General features: G+C 45.9%; 21 protein-coding genes. 18 read left to right on the top strand and 3 right to left on the bottom strand.

What is annotated here, in order from left to right; translation table 11 throughout:
• Positions 1 to 23: 23 nt before the first annotated feature.
• Genes J5W02_RS14245 through J5W02_RS14260 form a run of 4 tightly spaced genes read left to right on the top strand, consistent with a single transcriptional unit; the run spans position 24 to position 3,889 of the window.
• Positions 24 to 863, top strand: coding sequence for a 3-hydroxyacyl-CoA dehydrogenase NAD-binding domain-containing protein (locus J5W02_RS14245; RefSeq protein WP_219966379.1), 840 nt, complete (start codon positions 24 to 26; stop codon positions 861 to 863).
• A gap of 36 nt (positions 864 to 899) precedes the next feature.
• Positions 900 to 2,039: an acyl-CoA dehydrogenase gene (locus J5W02_RS14250; RefSeq protein ID WP_219966380.1), complete on the top strand. Its 1,140-nt coding sequence runs from the start codon at positions 900 to 902 to the stop codon at positions 2,037 to 2,039.
• Between the two features lie 29 nt (positions 2,040 to 2,068).
• Complete coding sequence (locus J5W02_RS14255; RefSeq protein WP_219966381.1) at positions 2,069 to 2,851, top strand: electron transfer flavoprotein subunit beta/FixA family protein; 783 nt, start codon at positions 2,069 to 2,071, stop codon at positions 2,849 to 2,851.
• Positions 2,852 to 2,869: 18 nt separating this feature from the next.
• Positions 2,870 to 3,889, top strand: a complete 1,020-nt coding sequence (locus J5W02_RS14260; protein ID WP_219966382.1) for an electron transfer flavoprotein subunit alpha/FixB family protein — start codon at positions 2,870 to 2,872, stop codon at positions 3,887 to 3,889.
• A gap of 192 nt (positions 3,890 to 4,081) precedes the next feature.
• Here the strand turns inward: J5W02_RS14260 and J5W02_RS14265 are convergent, their stop codons facing one another.
• Positions 4,082 to 5,641, bottom strand: a complete 1,560-nt coding sequence (locus tag J5W02_RS14265; RefSeq protein WP_219966383.1) for an acyl CoA:acetate/3-ketoacid CoA transferase — start codon at positions 5,639 to 5,641, stop codon at positions 4,082 to 4,084.
• Positions 5,642 to 5,843: 202 nt separating this feature from the next.
• On the opposite strand from J5W02_RS14265, the gene J5W02_RS14270 reads away from it, so the two are divergent.
• Entirely contained in the window at positions 5,844 to 6,872 is a 1,029-nt protein-coding gene (locus tag J5W02_RS14270; protein ID WP_219966384.1) for a helix-turn-helix transcriptional regulator, read from the top strand.
• Here J5W02_RS14270 and J5W02_RS14275 read toward each other — a convergent pair.
• A complete protein-coding gene (locus J5W02_RS14275) occupies positions 6,838 to 7,425 on the bottom strand; it encodes a manganese efflux pump MntP (protein WP_219966385.1) in 588 nt (195 codons plus the stop codon). The two genes, J5W02_RS14270 and J5W02_RS14275, sit on opposite strands and share 35 nt — an antisense overlap.
• A gap of 187 nt (positions 7,426 to 7,612) precedes the next feature.
• On the opposite strand from J5W02_RS14275, the gene hisH reads away from it, so the two are divergent.
• From hisH to plsY, 10 genes are all read left to right on the top strand, one after another.
• The gene (gene hisH, locus J5W02_RS14280) at positions 7,613 to 8,224 is read left to right on the top strand and encodes an imidazole glycerol phosphate synthase subunit HisH (RefSeq protein ID WP_219966386.1); all 612 of its coding nucleotides are present in this window, start codon (positions 7,613 to 7,615) and stop codon (positions 8,222 to 8,224) included.
• 22 nt (positions 8,225 to 8,246) lie between these two features.
• On the top strand, positions 8,247 to 9,005 hold the full coding sequence (gene hisF / locus J5W02_RS14285) for an imidazole glycerol phosphate synthase subunit HisF (protein ID WP_219966387.1): 759 nt from the start codon (positions 8,247 to 8,249) through the stop codon (positions 9,003 to 9,005).
• A gap of 91 nt (positions 9,006 to 9,096) precedes the next feature.
• Entirely contained in the window at positions 9,097 to 10,245 is a 1,149-nt protein-coding gene (locus tag J5W02_RS14290) for a D-alanyl-D-alanine carboxypeptidase family protein (protein WP_219966388.1), read from the top strand.
• Between the two features lie 105 nt (positions 10,246 to 10,350).
• On the top strand, positions 10,351 to 11,691 hold the full coding sequence (locus J5W02_RS14295) for a glucose-6-phosphate isomerase (RefSeq protein ID WP_219966389.1): 1,341 nt from the start codon (positions 10,351 to 10,353) through the stop codon (positions 11,689 to 11,691).
• A gap of 58 nt (positions 11,692 to 11,749) precedes the next feature.
• Entirely contained in the window at positions 11,750 to 12,166 is a 417-nt protein-coding gene (locus tag J5W02_RS14300) for a hypothetical protein (protein ID WP_219966390.1), read from the top strand.
• Positions 12,167 to 12,307: 141 nt separating this feature from the next.
• Positions 12,308 to 12,802: a YceD family protein gene (locus J5W02_RS14305; protein ID WP_219966391.1), complete on the top strand. Its 495-nt coding sequence runs from the start codon at positions 12,308 to 12,310 to the stop codon at positions 12,800 to 12,802.
• A gap of 27 nt (positions 12,803 to 12,829) precedes the next feature.
• Complete coding sequence (rpmF, locus tag J5W02_RS14310; RefSeq protein ID WP_038324106.1) at positions 12,830 to 13,012, top strand: 50S ribosomal protein L32; 183 nt, start codon at positions 12,830 to 12,832, stop codon at positions 13,010 to 13,012.
• A gap of 85 nt (positions 13,013 to 13,097) precedes the next feature.
• On the top strand, positions 13,098 to 14,414 hold the full coding sequence (locus J5W02_RS14315; protein ID WP_219966392.1) for a DUF512 domain-containing protein: 1,317 nt from the start codon (positions 13,098 to 13,100) through the stop codon (positions 14,412 to 14,414).
• Positions 14,407 to 15,729: a ribosome biogenesis GTPase Der gene (der, locus tag J5W02_RS14320; protein ID WP_219966393.1), complete on the top strand. Its 1,323-nt coding sequence runs from the start codon at positions 14,407 to 14,409 to the stop codon at positions 15,727 to 15,729. The genes J5W02_RS14315 and der overlap by 8 nt, the downstream gene beginning before the upstream one ends.
• A gap of 13 nt (positions 15,730 to 15,742) precedes the next feature.
• On the top strand, positions 15,743 to 16,474 hold the full coding sequence (plsY, locus tag J5W02_RS14325; RefSeq protein WP_219966394.1) for a glycerol-3-phosphate 1-O-acyltransferase PlsY: 732 nt from the start codon (positions 15,743 to 15,745) through the stop codon (positions 16,472 to 16,474).
• Between the two features lie 109 nt (positions 16,475 to 16,583).
• Here plsY and rpmB read toward each other — a convergent pair whose 3' ends face one another.
• The gene (gene rpmB / locus J5W02_RS14330; protein WP_081928271.1) at positions 16,584 to 16,772 is read right to left on the bottom strand and encodes a 50S ribosomal protein L28; all 189 of its coding nucleotides are present in this window, start codon (positions 16,770 to 16,772) and stop codon (positions 16,584 to 16,586) included.
• A gap of 212 nt (positions 16,773 to 16,984) precedes the next feature.
• Here rpmB and J5W02_RS14335 point away from each other — a divergent pair, with 212 nt between their 5' ends.
• The 3 genes from J5W02_RS14335 to scpB are packed head-to-tail and all read left to right on the top strand — an operon-like array spanning position 16,985 to position 18,960.
• A complete protein-coding gene (locus tag J5W02_RS14335) occupies positions 16,985 to 17,677 on the top strand; it encodes a site-2 protease family protein (RefSeq protein WP_219966395.1) in 693 nt (230 codons plus the stop codon).
• Between the two features lie 12 nt (positions 17,678 to 17,689).
• Entirely contained in the window at positions 17,690 to 18,430 is a 741-nt protein-coding gene (locus tag J5W02_RS14340) for a segregation and condensation protein A (RefSeq protein ID WP_219966396.1), read from the top strand.
• Entirely contained in the window at positions 18,400 to 18,960 is a 561-nt protein-coding gene (gene scpB / locus J5W02_RS14345) for an SMC-Scp complex subunit ScpB (protein ID WP_219966397.1), read from the top strand. Before J5W02_RS14340 ends, scpB begins: the two co-directional genes overlap by 31 nt.
• The last annotated feature ends 14 nt before the right edge of the window (positions 18,961 to 18,974 follow it).

The raw sequence follows: 18,974 nt of genomic DNA on the forward strand, positions 1-18,974 counted from the left end.
AATATTAATCAGGAGGAATTAACATGAAAGTTGGTATTATAGGCGCAGGCACCATGGGCTCCGGAATTGCCCAGGCGTTTGCTCAGACCGACGGATATACGGTTAAGCTTTGCGATATTAATGAAGAGTTTGCCGCCGGCGGTAAGAAGAAGATTGCCAAAGGTTTTGAGAAGCTTGTAGCAAAGGGAAAGATGGATCAGGCAAAAGCGGACGAAATCCTCGCTAAAATCACAACGGGAACAAGAGAAATTGTTGCCGACTGCGATTTGGTTGTAGAAGCCGCTCTTGAAAGAATGGACCTGAAGAAGGAACTGTTCAAGGCACTGCAGGGCATCTGCAAGCCGGACGCGATTTTTGCGACCAACACGTCCTCTCTTTCCATTACCGAAATTTCCAACGGCCTTGACAGAGCTGTCGTTGGCATGCATTTCTTCAATCCCGCTCCGGTAATGAAGCTTGTCGAAGTAATCGCCGGTATTACTACTCCGGACGAGACAGTAGAGAAGATTAAGGCGATCTCCGTTGAAATCGGCAAAACTCCTGTACAGGTCAAGGAAGCTGCCGGCTTCGTTGTTAACAGAATCCTTGTTCCTATGATTAATGAAGCAGTTGGAATCTATGCTGACGGCACCGCTTCCGCTGAAGATATTGACACGGCAATGAAGCTGGGTGCCAATCATCCGATGGGCCCCTTGGCTCTGGGCGATTTGATCGGTCTGGATGTTGTTCTTGCTGTTATGGAAGTGCTTCAGTCCGAAACAGGCGACAGCAAATACCGTCCTCACCCCTTACTCAGAAAAATGGTCCGCGGCGGATTGCTTGGCAGAAAGACCGGTAAGGGCTTTTACGACTATACAAAATAAGCAGTTGTTGCAAATATAGATTTTGGAGGAACGAGTATGGATTTCGTACTTAGCAAAGAACACCAAATGATCCGCACTCTGTACAAAGAGTTTGCGGAAAATGAAATAAAACCTCTTGCCCAGGAGCTGGACGAAGAAGAGCGCTTCCCTGTAGAGACAGTTGAAAAACTGCACAAATACGGTTTTCTGGGAATTCCTTTCCCGAAGGAATACGGCGGCCAGGGCTGCGATACTCTTGCATATGTTATGTGCATTGAAGAAGTCGCTAAGGTCTGCGGCACTACAAGCGTTGTAATTTCCGGACATACTTCTTTGGGTGCTGCGCCGATTCTGAAATACGGCACACCGGAACAGATTGAAAAGTATTTTGTTCCGCTTGCAAAAGGCGATAAATTAGGCGCGTTTGCTCTGACTGAGCCAAACGCCGGTACTGACGCTTCCATGCAGCAGACAAAAGCTGTTCTGGACGGTGACCACTATGTACTGAACGGCAGCAAAATCTTTATTACAAACGCCGGTTATGCCGATACCTATATTATTATTGCAATGACTGACAAGAGCAAGGGAACAAAGGGCATTTCTGCGTTCATCGTAGAAAAAGACTTCCCGGGCTTCAGCGTTGGCAAGAAAGAAAAGAAAATGGGTATCCGCGGTTCTTCTACCTGCGAACTCATCTTTGAAAACTGCATCGTTCCGAAGGAAAACCTGCTCGGCAAAGAGGGCAAGGGCTTTGGAATTGCTATGAACACACTCGACGGCGGCCGTATTGGTATCGCTGCTCAGGCTTTAGGCCTTGCAGAAGGTGCTTACGAAGAAACCATTAAGTATGTGAAAGAAAGAAAGCAGTTTGGCAGACCTCTGGCCAAATTCCAGAACACACAGTTCCAGCTTGCAGATATGGCAACAAAGATCAAGGCGGCACAGATGCTTGTTTATCGTGCGGCGATGGCAAAGGACACACAGAAGGTTTATTCTGAAGAAGCTGCAATGGCAAAGCTTTTTGCCGCTGAAGTTGCAATGGAAGTTACAACGAAAGCAGTTCAGCTTCATGGCGGTTATGGTTACACGAGAGAATATCCAGTTGAGCGCATGATGCGTGATGCCAAAATCACCGAGATCTACGAAGGTACCAGCGAAGTTCAGCGCATGGTTATTTCTGGTAACGAACTCAAATAACGATAAAAGCCCAAAAGGAGTGACAATTTTTGAATATTGTAGTTTGCATAAAACAAGTTCCAAACACCAATGAAGTTAAATTGGATCCGGTAACCGGTACTCTGATCCGTGAAGGCGTTCCCAGCATCATCAATCCTGATGACAAGGCCGGCCTGGAAGCGGCTCTCCGCTTAAAAGATCAGCTGGGCGCACACGTTACCGTTTTGTCCATGGGTCCGCCGCAGGCTGACGCTGCTCTGCGCGAAGCTCTTGCGATGGGCGCGGACGAAGCAATTCTGGTAACAGACAGAGCTTTCGGGGGCGCTGACACTCTGGCAACTTCCACTACGATTGCCGCAGCTCTTAAGACCCTTTCCTTTGACCTGATTATTACAGGACGTCAGGCAATCGATGGCGACACCGCACAGGTTGGCCCTCAAATTGCCGAGCATCTTGGGATTCCGAATGTCAGCTATGCAGAAGAACTCAAAGTTGACGGAGATTCCATTACTGTAAAACGTCAGTATGAAGACAGATACCATATTCTCAAGGTGAAAATGCCCTGCCTGATTACTGCTTTGAGCGAATTGAATCAACCGCGCTACATGACCCCGGGCGGAATTTTTGATGCTTACAGAAGCAAGGAAGTCAAAACTCTTACCCGCGCAGATCTTGACGTGGATGACGCACAAATCGGATTAAAAGGCTCACCAACCAGAGTTGCACAGACATTTACAAAGAGCTTGAAGGCGGCGGGTCAGCTTGTAAACCTTGACCCACAGGAGTCGGCTGAGTATATGCTCGAGAAACTCAGAGAAAAATTCATTATATAGTTGAAAGTGGTGAGCAAAATGGATATTCAAGAATATAAGGGCGTATTTATTTTCGTACAGCAGGTCGACAACAAAATAGCCGGTGTTTCTTTTGAACTTCTCGGAAAAGCCAAAGAGCTTGCAAAAGACATGGAAACAGAAGTGACCGCTGTTTTGCTTGGTTATAATGTATCCGGCCTTTGCAAAGAGCTGGCCAGCCACGGTGCTGACAAAATCATCATGGTTGATAACAAAGCTCTTGAGGTTTATTCTACAGAACCGTATGCACACAGCATGTATCATGTCATTGAGAAATATAAGCCGGCAGTAGTCCTTTACGGCGCGACCGCAATTGGCCGTGACCTTGCTCCGCGCGTATCTGCCAGAGTAAAGACCGGTCTGACTGCTGACTGCACAAAGCTGGAAGTCGCAACCGACGGTACTAAGAACCTGATGATGACTCGTCCGGCGTTCGGCGGCAACATCATGGCAACTATTCTTTGCCCTGAAAACCGTCCGCAGATGGCTACCGTTCGTCCCGGCGTTATGCAGAAGATTAAGCCGATCGAAGGTGCAGAGGTTCCGGTTGAAAAGTATGATCTTGAAATTGGCGCGGATCATCAGAACGTTGAGATCGTTGATATCATCAAAAAGGTATCCAATAAAATGGATATTCAGGATGCGAAGATCCTTGTTTCCGGCGGCCGCGGCATGGGCTGCCCCGAGAATTTTGCCCTGCTCAAGGATTTGGCAGACGCACTTGGCGGCACCGTCAGCTCCTCCAGAGCATGTGTTGATGCCGGTTGGGTGGAAAAAGATATTCAAGTTGGCCAGACAGGTAAGACGGTTCGTCCGAACCTTTACATTGCCTGCGGTATTTCCGGTGCTATTCAGCACCTTGCCGGCATGGAAGAGTCCGACGTGATTATTGCAATCAACAAGGACGAAACCGCTCCGATCTTCGAAGTAGCCGACTACGGCGTTGTCGGAGATGTTACGAAAATTCTTCCTCTGTTTACAGAAGAAGTCAAAAAGGCAATGGCTGCCCGTAACGACTAATCAGCATTTCTAAAAAGACTCCGTGTTGCGCAGCACGGAGTCTTTTTTATTTGTATATATTGTGAGGTATGTATATAATAACAGCTCCCGGTTTTTGAACGGAACCAGTAAAAAAACAGACATTGAAAAAAAGCCTCTCATCGTAGGATAATTCAACTACGATGAGAGGCCAATTTTATGAAAAGAAAGTGGTTATTTTTTTAAACCCATTTTTTCTTTTTTGAAAATTCTTACGTCCATTTCTTTTAGATCAGGGGCAATAATCGGTTTCATCGGCATATGTGCCAACACATCTTTTTCCAAATCAATGCCGGGCGCAATTTCCGTCAGCATAACACCGTCTTTGGTGAGCTTAAATACGGCGCGCTCCGTAATGTACATAACGGGAAGATTGTTTTTGACAGCCGTTTTCACACTGAAAGTAATATGTTCCACGCTCTCACGGAATTTATTGACGCTGCCTTCCTGTAAAATATGCAGTTTTCCGTCTTTTACTTCCGTCTTCAGGCCGTTTGCCGTGAAGGTGCCGCAGAAAAATACCTGTTTGGAATTTTGGGAAATATCGATGAATCCGCCGCACCCGGGCAGCTTCGCTCCGAATTTGGACACATTTACATTGCCTTCCTTATCAGATTCGGCGAAACCCAAAAAGGCCTGATCCAGTCCGCCGCCCTGATAGAAATCGAACATAGAGGGCATAGAAATGATGGAATCAGGATTTAAACTGACGCCGAAGTCAATGCTGCTTTGTGGGTTGCCGCCAAAAATACCGGATTCCACAGTTAAGGCAAATTTGTTGGTGATGCCTTCTTCCAAAGCGACGGAAGAGATATATTCCGGGATACCGATGCCAAGGTTGACAACGCTGCCGTCCTTCAGTTCCATAGCCGCGCGGCGTGCAATGATTTTCTTGTTGTTCAGTGGGGCAGGGGTGAACTCGCTCGATCCAATACGGTGTTCACCGGAGAAACCGGGGTTATACTGAGTGCCGTAATTCTGCATATGATATTTCATATCGCTGACAACCACCACAGCGTCTACCAGAACACCGGGAATTTCAACCTTTTGCGGGTCCAGGGATCCTGCCTTTACAACGCGTTCAACCTGAACAATCACAGTGCCGCCGGAATTCTTGCAGGCCTGCGCGACCGCGAGTGTTTCCGTACGAACACCTTCGCGTTCTATGGAGATGTTCCCGTTTTCATCCGCGTAAGTACCACCCAGAATGGCGAAATCAACCGGGTGTGTCTTATAAAACAGATATTCTTTCCCGTCAATTTCCATCAGGCTGACCAAGTCTTCCGCTTCGCGTGTAAGGGGATTTAGCTTGCCGCCCAAACTGCGCGGGTCAACAAAAGTACCCAGACCAACCTGAGAGATCGTTCCAGGCTTGTGTGCCGCCGTGTCGCGGAACATATGCGTGGTAACGCCCTGAGGGAAGTCATATGCCAGAATTTTGTTGTCGATGACCAGTTTGCCGAGTTTCGGCGCCATCCCCCAGTGGCCGCCGATTCCCCGGCGCACCAAGCCCTCGTGGGCTAAATGGTTCAGCCCTTTGGTTTTTCCGTCGCCCTGCGCGGCGCAAAATAGCAGGGTAAGGTTATTCGGTTTTCCGGTCTCCAGAAACCGATTTTCGATTTCCATTGCAATTTCCTCAGCAACTGAGGCGCCCATGAATCCATTGGTTGCGAAATTAATATTATTTGGCACCAGATCGGCCGCTTGCCGTGCAGTCAATATCTTTACAGCCATACTTCAATCCTCCGAAAAAATACTTTGTTAATATTATATCATTTTCATAAAAAATTACAAGTTGCTTTATGCCGAAATATGTCTTTTTGTAGTGATTATCGTAAACGAATACAATATTTTGTAATACTGAAAAAAAGATTAACCCTATAAACATAGAATGTGTTAAAATTATCTTGATAAACAGAAAGCAGGTGAAATGTTCATGATACATAGCAGCGCCAAAATCAAACTTTTATTACTGTGGAAGCTGCTGAAGGAATATTCCGATGACGAACACCCGGTTTCCGCGGTTGAACTGTGCCGACTTCTTGAACAGGAAGGAATAGAAACGGAGCGGAAATCTATTTACCGCGATATTGATGTTTTGACGCACTTCGGAGTGGATATCGTTTATACACGTTCCCCGCGGCAGGGCTTTTTTATAGCCAAACGCGACTTCGAACTTGCCGAAGTCCGTCTGCTGATGGATGCTGTGCTGACGGCCCCGTTTATAACCAATAAAAAAACAGCCGAATTAACGGACAAGCTTTGTGGGCTTATCAGTTGTCATCAGGCTGAAGCGGTTTTGAAACAAATCTATGTGGATCAGCGAGTAAAATTCGAAAATGAAGAAATCTATTACAATATTGATACGATCAATCGTGCGATAGCTCAACACAAAAAGCTCTCATTCTCTTACCATCATCGAGTAATCGTCAATCACAAAGCACAGCTGGATGACGGCAGAGAATTTATAATCAGCCCATATACGCTTTTGTGGGCCAACGACAAATATTATCTGGCAGGAAATTACGAAAAATATGATACCGTAAGTAATTACCGGCTGGACCGGATGAAAAAAATTGCCCTGACATCTCAGGAAGCCCGTCCGTTCTATGAAGTCTGTGAGTATCGGGATCATTTTGATACCGCCGATTATTTAAGAAAAACATTCAATATGTTTAATGGGGAGCATGAATTCGTGGTCCTGAGGTGTTCCAACAGTCTGCTCGAAACGATTATTGACAAATTCGGCAGTGAAATCGAATTTTCCTGCCATGACAGCAACGCTTTTACAGTAAGAGCGTCCGTATGCGTCAGTGACGGCTTGATAGAGTGGCTGATGCAATACGGGGACAGAATCATGGTATTGTCACCGCAGACACTGAGAGACGAGATGCTCATGCGAATTGAAGCGGTGCATGACGTGTACGGAACTACGAAAAAAACATGTGTTCCACAAAAATTTTGATGCCGATTCCTGTCAGGACTACTCCGCCAAACAGCTCCGCTTTTGATGTTAGCAGCTTACCGAAATTTTTCCCAATGTAAACACCTGCCAGACAAAGAAAAAATGTAACGGCGCCGATGATTCCTACGGACAAAGCCATTGCCGCACCCGTTCTGGCACCCACTGCAGACGGAAGAATGATTCCGGTTGCCAGCGCATCAATACTCGTTGCGACCGAGAGTGTCATCAGTGTTTTAAAACTGATGTCGTTTTGCTTTTGACCGGCATTTCTTTCTTCCGGCTCTTTCGCTGACTCCACCATCATTCTGATTCCCAGGTAGGAAAGAAGAATGAAAGCGACCCAGTGGTCCACGGTACTGATGAAGCTTTCGCCCGCCTTCCCAACCAGCCAGCCAAGCATGGGCATAACCGCCTGAAAGAGTCCGAAACTGAGGGCAAGTTTTAACGAAAATTTCGGGGTTACCTTTCGAACGGTTGCTCCATTCGTAATACTAACCGCAAGTGCATCCATGGCAAGGCCTAAAGCAATGCCCACCAATGAAATAAAATCCATGGTTTTCCTCCGAATCTAAAAAAGACATGAATATTATCATACCTTTTTCTTGAGATAATGTCAATCAGCAAGGATAGACAAGTTTTCAGTTTAACGCGGTATTAATTTAATATCTTAAATCAATTGAGTTTCCATATAAGGCATGATAAAATATAGGTAATAACTTCGTTGAAAAGGAAAATGTGCTATGATTGCTGTGATTGATTACGGTGCCGGAAATCTGCAGAGCGTTGTAAAGGCTTTTCATTATATAGGCTGTGATGTTCATGTCACGGCAGATAAAGAAGAACTGAAAAATGCTTCTGCCGCTGTTTTGCCCGGGGTCGGTGCGTTTGGCGACGCGATGGGCTGTCTGAAAAAAAACGATTTTGTGAACCCGGTGCTGGATTTTATAGAGAGCGGAAAGCCATTTTTCGGTATTTGTTTGGGTTTGCAGCTCCTTTTTGAAGAAAGCGAAGAGACTCCCGGAATAAGCGGTCTGGGCGTTCTCAAAGGAAAAATTCTAAAAATCCCGGCAGAGACAGGGTTGAAAATTCCTCATATCGGATGGAATTCTCTTTCCGTAAAAGAGAACACAGGACTTTTTCAAAATCTGGAACCCGATCCCTATGTGTATTTTGTCCATTCTTTCTATCTGAAAGCGGAAAATTCGGAGGTCGTTTCCTCCACCGCCGAATACGGCGTTACCATTGACGCATCCGTTCAGCACGGCAATCTTTTTGCAACCCAGTTTCACCCGGAAAAAAGCGGGAAAACCGGTTTGCAGATGCTCAAAAATTTTGTTGCGCTTATTCCTTAAATTTTGTCCGGAGGTCAGAATTATGTATGCAAAACGGATTATACCCTGTCTGGATGTAAACGGCGGCCGGGTTGTAAAGGGAACTTCCTTTCTTAATCTGCGCGATGCAGGCGACCCGGTCGAAGCTGCCGTCGAGTACGACAGACAAGGGGCGGACGAGCTTGTGCTGCTGGATATCACCGCATCGTCTGAGGCTCGGGGTATTATGCTGAATATTGTCAGCAAGGTTGCCGATCAGATCTTTATCCCGTTTACGGTTGGCGGCGGAATCAGGACAGTGGATGATTTTACTGCTTTGCTGCGAGCAGGTGCAGATAAGGTTTCCGTCAATTCTGCCGCGCTGAATCGTCCTGCCATCATCAGTGAGGCCGCGGAAAAGTTCGGGAGCCAGTGCGTTGTGTGTGCCATTGACGCAAAACGAAGGGGAGAAAGCGGCTGGACTGTTTATCAGAACGGAGGCCGCATCGATACAGGAAAAGACGCCGTGGAATGGGCTGTGGAGGCAGCACGTCTGGGCGCGGGGGAGATCCTTCTGACCAGCATGGATTGCGACGGCGTAAAAAACGGTTATGACCTTGAATTGACTGCGGCAATTTCGCAGCTTGTAAATATTCCGGTGATTGCATCCGGCGGTGCGGGAAAGCTGGAGCATTTTTACGATGCATTTACCACGGGAAAAGCGGACGCGGTTCTGGCGGCTTCACTTTTCCATTTCGGGGAAATCACGATTCCGGAACTGAAAACGTATCTGTCGCAAAAGGGAATTTCCGTCAGACAGTAAATTTGAGGCTGAATTTGATTCAGCCTCATTTTTTATGGATAGAACCTCATCTTTTGGCATAAGAATTACTAATAAATTGGAGGTGCTGGAGATGAAGTTAAAAAAATTGTCGGCATGCTTCCTTGTGGTTCTGATGATAATCTCAGTTTTACCGGTGAAAGCGGCTGCACTGTCCGACACGGAGGTGAAAGCCCCTTCAGCCGTACTGATGGAGTCACAGACCGGAAAAATACTTTATGAAAAGAATTCGCATGAAAAGCGGCCCTGTGCATCCATTACCAAGGTGATGACCTTGGTTCTTGTAATGGAAGCGCTTGATTCCGGTAAGATCAAACTCACTGATATGGTGTCTGCAAGCGAACACGCGGCATCCATGGGCGGTTCAGACATTTGGCTGAAGCCGGGGGAGACCATGACGGTGGACGACATGCTGAAAGCGACGGTAGTCGCCAGTGCGAATGACGCTGCCGTGGCTTTGGCAGAGTATGTTTCCGGCAGTGAGGATGAGTTTTTACAGCAGATGAATCAGAAGGCAAAGGCTCTGGGCATGAAGGATACCGTTTTTAAAAACTGCAACGGCCTTGATGAAGACGGACACGTTACTTCCGCGTATGACGTAGCGCTGATGTCCCGTGAACTGATTAAACATACAAAAATCTTTGATTATACGAAAATCTGGATGGAAAATATCCGCGACGGCAAAACACAGCTTGTCAATACCAATAAACTGCTGAAATCCTATAAGGGAATTACCGGGCTCAAAACCGGTACGACTGGTAAAGCGGGCAGCTGTATGACGGCAACCGCGGAGCGTGATAATGTGAAACTGATTGCGGTCGTGTTGGGCGCAGCCAATACGAAGGACCGTTTTTCAGCCGCATCCGTTTTGCTGGACAACGGCTTTGCCAACTGGTCGGTAACCTCTCCTGCTGTTCCTCTGGAAGCCGTGGCACCGGTTCCGGTCTTGAACGGGATGACCGATCAGGTTGAGACAACCGCTGAAACGGACGGCAGCATTCTGGTTCCGAAAGGAAAAGCCGGAGAGATCAAATACAGCGTCGCTTTCCAACCGGAAATTACGGCGCCCGTAACAAAAGGTCAGGTTGTGGGGAAAATTACCTGCAAACTCGGGGATGAGGTAGTAAAAGAATACAATATTTGTGCAAAAAATTCCGTTTCGCAAATAACGTTTGCGTCGGCTTTTCGCCTTTTGGCAAAATATCTGCTAAAGATGCTTTGAATAGAAATTATGAAATAATTATAAAATATAGTGCTCCTCCTTGCAAATGATGCCAATATATTGTAATATAATCATATAGAAGGTATCATTTAGGAGGAAACTAAAATGTCTGTAAGACTGGATTTAAAACATCTTTCAAGTTTCGTCGGAAAAAATGAATATACGGCAATTGCTCCGCAGATTCGTCAGGCACATGAAGCGCTGCATTCCGGTAATTGCGTTGGCAATGATTTTATTGGCTGGGTAAACCTTCCTACGGATTATGATAAAGAGGAATTTTCCCGTATCAAGGCGGCTGCAGAAAAAATCAAATCGGATACCGATGTTTTTATTGTGATTGGCATCGGCGGTTCCTATCTTGGTTCACGCGCGGCAATCGAGTTTTTAAATTCTCAAAATTATAATTCACTGAAAAAGAATACTCCGGATATTTATTTTACCGGAAACAGTATCAGTTCTACCGCACTGAGTGAAATTTTGCAACTTTGCGAAGGCAGAGACGTTTCCATCAATATGATTTCCAAATCCGGAACTACCACAGAGCCGGCAATTGCTTTCCGTGTGCTTCGCAAACTTCTGGAAGAAAAATACGGAAAGGTAGAGGCTCGCAAGAGAATTTACTGTACAACCGACAAGGCTCGCGGAACCCTAAAACAGCTTGCAACCAAAGAAGGTTACGAAACCTTTGTAATTCCGGATGACGTAGGCGGCAGGTACTCTGTTCTCACAGCCGTCGGCCTGCTGCCCATCGCAGTCAGCGGGGCCGATATTGACGCTCTGATGTCCGGCGCGGCAAAGGCACAGAAGGAACTAAACAATTCTGATTTGGATTCCAACGCGTGCTATCAGTATGTGGCAGCCCGTAATCTTTTATATCGCAAAGGAAAAGACATAGAAGTTCTTGTCAGTTACGAACCCTGTTACACCATGATGTGTGAGTGGTGGAAGCAGCTCTTCGGTGAAAGTGAAGGAAAAGATAACAAAGGCCTTTTCCCGGCATCCGTTGTTTTTTCAACTGACCTGCATTCCATGGGACAATACATTCAGGACGGCAGACGGTCCTTGTTTGAAACGGTTGTTTTGTTTGACAAAGCAAAAACAGATTTATTTATAGAAACAGATCCGGAAAATGTTGACGGTTTAAACTTTCTGCAGGGAAAGAGTATGGCCTATATCAATGAAAAAGCATTTGAGGGAACTGTTTTGGCACACGCTGACGGTGGTGTGCCCAGCGTAGTGCTCCACGCACCCGACTTTTCAGAAGAAACGCTTGGTTACCTGATCTACTTCTTCGAAAAGGCCTGTGCTATTTCCGGAAGCCTGCTTGGCGTGAATCCTTTTAACCAGCCCGGAGTGGAAAGTTACAAGAAAAACATGTTTGCGCTTCTTGGCAAACCGGGTTACGAATCGGAAAAGGGTGCTTTGGAGGCGAGATTAAAGAACTAGTAGAAGCAGGAGTTTTCTCCGCTTTTGCGGAAATAATATAAATATAGGAGGAGTTTTCATGATAACTCTTATCGTTGGCAAAAAAGGTTCAGGAAAAACAAAAAAGTTAATCGAAAATGCAAATGAGGCTGCCCAAAAATCAAACGGCAATGTTGTAGTGATTGAAAAGGGTCTGAAACTGACCTACGATTTATCTCATCAGGTCAGGCTGATCGACAGCGACGCTTATGGTATTCAGGGTGCGGATGCACTTCTCGGCTTTATCAGCGGCATTTGTGCAGGCAACTATGACTTAACGGATATTTTTGTTGATTCCACCTTAAAGATAATTGGGCATGATATGAAAGCCCTTGTACAGTTTACTGAAAAAATGAATGCTCTTTCCACACAGGCCGATACCAGGATTTCACTTCTTGTTTCTGCAAGCAAGGAAGAACTTCCGGAGGAAATCAGTTCCTTCTCCGTCCAAATCTAAGAACAAATCTTTTCTTTCATTTGCTGCCGGGGCGTTTCGTCTTCGGCAGCTTCTTTATGGAATATGAATATATTGTAATTTTCTATTGACAAATCATCTATAAATCTATATAATAAGCTAATGTAGCGCTGAGGTGTAATTATGCTTCTTGATTTAAAAAAGATATTTTCCGACAGTGACGAAAGTTGTTCCTTTGATTACCTGTTGGACTTATCATCTACCGATATCAATGGCTATCATCCCTTTGCTTCACCTGTGAAGGTTCAGGGTACCGTGAAAAGTCAGGATAGCTTTGCACAGCTTAACGCTGAGGTTTCGTTTGAATTCTCCATTCCGTGCGACCGATGCATGAAGCAGATTAACAAATGTTATCATTATTCTTTTTCGCACACTTTGGTGTTGTCTTTGGAAAACGAAGACGATGTCAGCTATGTGGAGGTTCCCAATTATCAGTTGGATTTGGACGAGCTGATCCGAGCGGATATTTTGCTAGAGCTGCCGTCCAAGTATTTGTGCAGTGATGATTGCAAAGGCCTGTGTCCTTCTTGTGGGAAAAATTTGAATGATGGAACATGCAATTGTGATTTTCATCAGATTGATCCTCGTTTGGAGGCTCTTAAAAAACTAATAGATTAGTCTGAGTTTTATAAGGAGGTGCTGAAGATGGCGGTACCAAAGAGAAAAGTATCTAGTGCAAGACAGAATAAAAGACGTTCAAATGTTTGGAAGATGAGTGCTCCTGCTCTGGTGAAATGCCCTAAATGTGGTGAGTTTAAAACTCCGCACAGAGTTTGTGGCAGTTGTGGTTACTACAACGGCAGGGAAGTAATCAAAAAAGAAGCATAAGCTTTGTTTGATTTTCCGAAAATGTAGAGAAGGAGCAATCCTTCTCTTATTTTTTTATGAATCTTATTACAGCAGAGGAGTTATCATGTCAGTAAAAATTCTTTCGGTCGATCTGGACAGCCCCGCCGAAAAAATGAAGATATTGCCCGGGGAGACGCTGATTTCCATTAACGGCAATGAGATTAACGATGTTTTGGACTATCGCTTTTACGAAACCAGCAAAAGTCTGTCCGTTTTGCTGATGGACAGTGACCGGAACCCTCGTACGGTTTCTATTCGCAAGGGGGAATATGAGTCAATTGGGCTGGAATTCGAGACATACTTAATGGATGAGCAGCATTCCTGCCGCAACAAGTGCATTTTTTGCTTTATTGACCAGCTGCCGAAGGGGATGCGCAGCACGCTTTACTTTAAAGATGATGATTCCCGGCTGTCCTTTCTATTTGGGAATTATATTACGCTGACCAATATGAGTGAGCACGATGTCGATAGAATCATAGAAATGCATATCAGCCCTGTGAATATATCTGTCCATACCACCAATCCGGAGCTTCGGGTGAAGATGATGGGCAACCGCTTTGCCGGGGAGTCTCTGCGGATTCTGTACCGGCTTGCGGAGGCGGGCATTAAAATCAACACCCAGCTTGTTGTCTGCAAGGGAATTAACGACGGGGAAGAGCTGAAACGCAGCTTGACCGATCTTGGGAGACTTTATCCGGCAGTGCAGAGCATTGCCGCCGTTCCGGTGGGCCTGACCAGGTTCAGAGAGGGATTATTTCCGCTGGAATCGTTTGACAGGAGATCTGCGGAAGCGGCGGTTCAGATTCTGGAGGAATTCGGCGAACGCTTTTTAGATCAATACGGCGCAAGAATCTGCTATGCCGCGGATGAATTTTATCTGAAAGCGGGGCGTCCCATCCCGTCCGCCGAATTCTACGGCGATTTCGATCAGCTGGAGAACGGTGTGGGACTCATGGCGAATTTGAAGCAGGAATTCGAGAGTGCACTTGAGGACTTTCAGCCGCCCCGCAAGCCCCGGCGCGTTACGTTAATTACCGGGACAAGCGTTTATAATTTTCTTAATTCTTTACTTGACGAATTAAGAATAAAATGCAATAATTTAGCATGTAATCTGATACCAATTATTAATCATTATTTTGGGGATACCATAAATGTTACGGGGCTGATAACCGGTACCGATATCATACAGCAGTTAAAGGGGAAGGATTTGGGCGACGAGCTGATTGTGCCCGCCGTGATGCTTCGCCGTGAAGGAGATATTTTTTTGGATGATACTTCTCTTGACGATTTGAGCAAAGCCTTGAATGTGAAAGTAACCGTATCTGCCAATGACGGCTATGAGCTTTTGAATACAGTATTAGGAGTTGATGTTATTGGCTAAACCTGTAGTTGCCATTGTAGGCAGGCCAAATGTCGGGAAATCGACACTTTTTAATAAATTGATCGGGGAGCGTCTTTCCATTGTAGACGATACCCCGGGAGTTACCAGAGACCGAATATACGGGGAGTGTGAATGGCGTAACCGTAAGTTTTCCATCGTAGACACGGGAGGAATTGAGCCGGCTTCCGGTGATGTTATTTTATCCCAGATGCGGATGCAGGCTCAGCTTGCAATCGACGCGGCGGATGTAATTGTACTGGTCGCAGATATTCGTACGGGTGTTGTGGCGACGGATTCCGATATCGCGGCTATGCTGCTGAAAAGCGGCAGGCCTGTTGTTCTGTGTGTCAACAAATGTGATATGATCGGCGAACCTCCTGCGGAATTCTATGAGTTTTATAATTTGGGACTTGGTGACCCAGTAGCGGTTTCTTCTGTTCATGGTCACGGGACGGGCGACTTGCTTGACAGAATTGTAGAATATTTCCCTGCAGACGAAGAGGATGAAATCGACAGCGAAATCATTAAGGTTGCCATTATAGGCAAACCGAATGTTGGAAAATCTTCCCTTGTAAACAAGATTTCCGGTGAGGAAAGATGCATTGTTTCTGATATTGCCGGCACAACGCGCGACGCGATTGATACGACCATTGAAAATCAGCATGGACGTTTTACGCTGATTGATACCGCAGGGCTGCGCAAGAAGAGCAAGGTGGACGATTCCATTGAAAAATACAGCGTTATCCGCGCACAGATGGCCATAGAACGTGCCGATGTCTGTGTCATTATGATAGACGCTTCGGTCGGATTTACCGATCAGGATTCCAAAGTAGCCGGTCTGGCACATGAAGCCGGAAAAGGTTGCGTAATTGTCGTCAATAAGTGGGACATCATAGAAAAAGACGACCGGACCATGATAGAGTACCGCAGAAAACTGGAAGATGACTTTTCTTTTATGTCCTATGCACCTATGGTTTTTATTTCAGCAAAAACAGGCCAGAGGCTCGACCGTCTTTTCGACCTGATTAAGCATGCGGCAAATTCCAATTCCATGCGTATTGCTACGGGCATGCTTAACGATGTCCTGGCTCAGGCTGTGGCAAGAGTCCAGCCGCCGACTGACAAAGGAAGGAGGTTGAAGATATTCTACATGACACAGGCGACGGTCAAACCGCCTACCTTTGTATGCTTTGTTAATTCCGCACAGTTGTTCCATTTTTCATACCAACGGTATCTTGAAAACAGAATCCGTGAAACTTTTGGGCTAGAAGGTACCCCTATTCGGTTTATTGTGCGTGAGCGAGGAGATAAGTAAGGAGGAGTTACTGATGTTCAGTTATCTTAGAGATTTTGCACTGCCATCGGTTTTAGTAGCGCTTGTTTCATATCTGTTGGGAAGTATTAGCTCTTCTATCATTTTTACAAAAGCATTTGATAATAATTTGGATATCCGCACGATGGGCAGCGGAAACGCGGGAGCAACCAATGTTCTGCGATCCGTTGGTGTCAAAGCTGCGATTTTTACTTTTATTTTTGATTTTGCCAAAGGCGCAGTTTCTGTTATGATCGGCAGGGCGGTGTTTCAGTATGTTTGCACCCAAGCCGCAGCGCCGTTGATTGTCAATCCGCATGTTGTTGCACAGTACGGCGCCTATATTGCCGGTGTGGCCTGCGTTTTCGGACATATCTATCCGCTTTATTTCGGTTTTAAGGGCGGCAAGGGCGTATTGACCAGCGCCGCGATGATCGCATTGATCGACTGGCGTGTGTTCCTAATCGTTATTGGTGTGTTTCTGGCTTTGTTCCTGACCACTAAAATTGTTTCTCTGTCCTCCATTTGCGCGGCGGCGGCTTTCCCGGTTGCTACGTTTATCATTACCTTCTTCATTGATTTCCGGGGGAGTCAGGTGTCGGCCGGGCCGGTACCGATTTCCTATGTATGGGTGACGACCGCTATTGCATTTTGTATGGGATTCGTTCTGATTTATAAACACAGAACGAATATTGAAAGAATCAAGAACGGAACTGAAAAGAAAATTACGATTAATCACAGAACATAAAACACAGAGCCGCTATGATCCAAAGTTCATAGCGGCTCTGCTTTTAACGATTTTTTCGCAGAAAAAAGGAGCCCTTAAAGGCTCCTCTAAACATAATGTTTTGTTTTGATCAGACGGCTCGGGTTACCTTGCCGGAACGCAAGCAACGGGTGCAGGCGTAAATACGCTTAGGAGTACCGTTCACAACTGCTTTAACACGTTTAATATTGGGCTTCCAAGTTCTGTTCGCACGTCTGTGAGAGTGGGAGACTCTAATACCGAAAGCCATATCTTTGCCACAAACATCACATTTTGCCATGTGTCTGCACCTCCTTTAAAAGGACTGTTTATAGAATCACAACATTGGTATTCTATCAGATAATGAAAGTAATTGCAAGTCTTTTCGGGGCTTTTTTCATTATATTGTGTCAGAAAAATTAAATTTCATGATAAATCCCTACGATTTCCCCGCCTTGCTTGTTTTTTAGGCCTGAAAGTATTATAATAATATTTCATAAAGGAGACTAATATATGCTTTTTAACATGATAAGTGATGTTTTTTCAGGACAGCCGTTTGACATGGCTTCCGCGTTATCCCAAATATTGGCTACCCTGTTTATCATTTTCTGCATTTTGCCTCTTCATGAATTTGCGCACGGCTGGGTTGCCTACAAGCTTGGTGACAGAACCGCAAAATACAGTGGCAGATTAACATTAAATCCGCTTGCCAGTTTAGACCCAGTTGGCTCGCTGTTTCTGCTTTTGTTCGGTTTTGGCTGGGCAAAGCCGGTTCCGATTGACTCCCGGTACTTTAAGAATCCGAAACGTGACATGGCCATCACCGCTTTGGCGGGGCCTTTGTCCAATCTGCTGGCTTCTTTGGTGGGTGCCATCCTCTATCAGGGGCTGTGGATTGCACTCAAAACCAACGTTCCCGAGTTTATTCAAAGCTTTTTTATTGCCTATATTACGATCAATGTTGCGCTGGCAGTTTTTAATATGATTCCGCTGCCTCCGCTGGACGGTTCAAAAATTCTGGGCGCTTTTCTTTCCAATAAGGCGCTTTACAATTATTACAGATACCAGAATATTATCATCATGGTGGCATTCGTCGTTTTATTCAGCGGCATGCTCCGTGTTCCTCTTGCTGTTTTGCAGAGTGCCTGCTTAAATGTTGTTTTGTGGCTGGCAGAACTTCCGTTTAAATTGTTCGGCCTGTTATAAAAGTGGGGGATTATGGAAAAACTATCCTATCGATTTCCTGTATTTGAAGGGCCCCTTGATTTGCTGCTCTACTTGATTGCCAAAAACAAACTGAATATCTGTGAGATTCCGATTGCCGAGCTTTTAGATCAGTATACGGAGCATATACAGGCAATGAAGGAACAGGATATGGATATCGCAAGCGATTTTTTGGAAATGGCGGCACGGCTGGTTTACATGAAAACTGTCTATCTGCTTCCAAAGCATGAGGAGGCGGATGAACTCCGCAGGGAACTGAGCGGCCAGCTTTTGGAATATCAGGAATGCAAGCGTGTGGCACAAATTCTGGCTGAGCATTTCAGTTTTAATGCCTTTATTCGTGAACCTGCTGAGATTCAGGTTGATCCGACTTATCGACGCAGCCATACGCCTGCGGAAATCTTTAATGCTTACCGTAACGCGGTGGGAAGGGGCAAACGGATGATGCCGCCTCCGCCGGAAGCTTTCTCCCACATTGTCACCCATAAAACCGTAACGGTTTCTTCCCGGATTATCTATGTATTGCGCCGTCTCTGGCAGACGGACGGAATCAGATACGAGGATCTGTTTGAAGAAAAAAAAGACAAGTCCGATCTGGTTGCCACCTTTTTGGCAGTCCTTGAACTGGTAAAAGGAAAGCGAGTACGCGTTGAAGGCGGAAACTGCAGTGCGGTAATAAAATTAATCAATGGCGGTGTGAAAAATTGGAAATCAAGAAATTTCAGGGAGCAATAGAAGCGATTCTTTTCTCAAGCGGAGATCCGGTTTCCATTGACAGAATAGCGGATGTGCTGGAGCTGGACAAGTCTACCGCCGCGAAGATGCTTCAGAATTTAATGGATGAGTTTAACCGCGAGTACTCAGGAATCCATATCGTTAAACTCGAGGACCAATATCAAATGTGCTCTAATCCGCAATATGCCGAACCTGTTCGCCGGATTCTGGATATGCGCCGCAACACTCCTTTGTCACAGGCGGGTATGGAGGTTCTTGCCATTATTGCTTACAATCAGCCGGTCACAAAGGCGTTTGTTGAGCAGGTTCGCGGGGTGGATTGTTCCGGGGTACTGGGCAGTCTGACCGCAAAGGGCCTGATTGAGGAACGTGGTCGGCTGGAGCTTCCCGGCCGGCCTCTGCTGTACGGTACCACGCCGAATTTTTTACGGTGCCTGAATATTTCCTCACTTAATGAACTTCCGCCGCTGGAGAAATCACAGCAGTCTGAAGCAGAAACAGAGGAAATGACGGATGTTTCCGCCGGATAAATGGATAAACTGCA

Origin of the sequence: Caproiciproducens faecalis, assembly GCF_019448085.1 — a bacterium.
In the GTDB taxonomy this organism is placed as follows: domain Bacteria; phylum Bacillota; class Clostridia; order Oscillospirales; family Acutalibacteraceae; genus Caproiciproducens; species Caproiciproducens faecalis.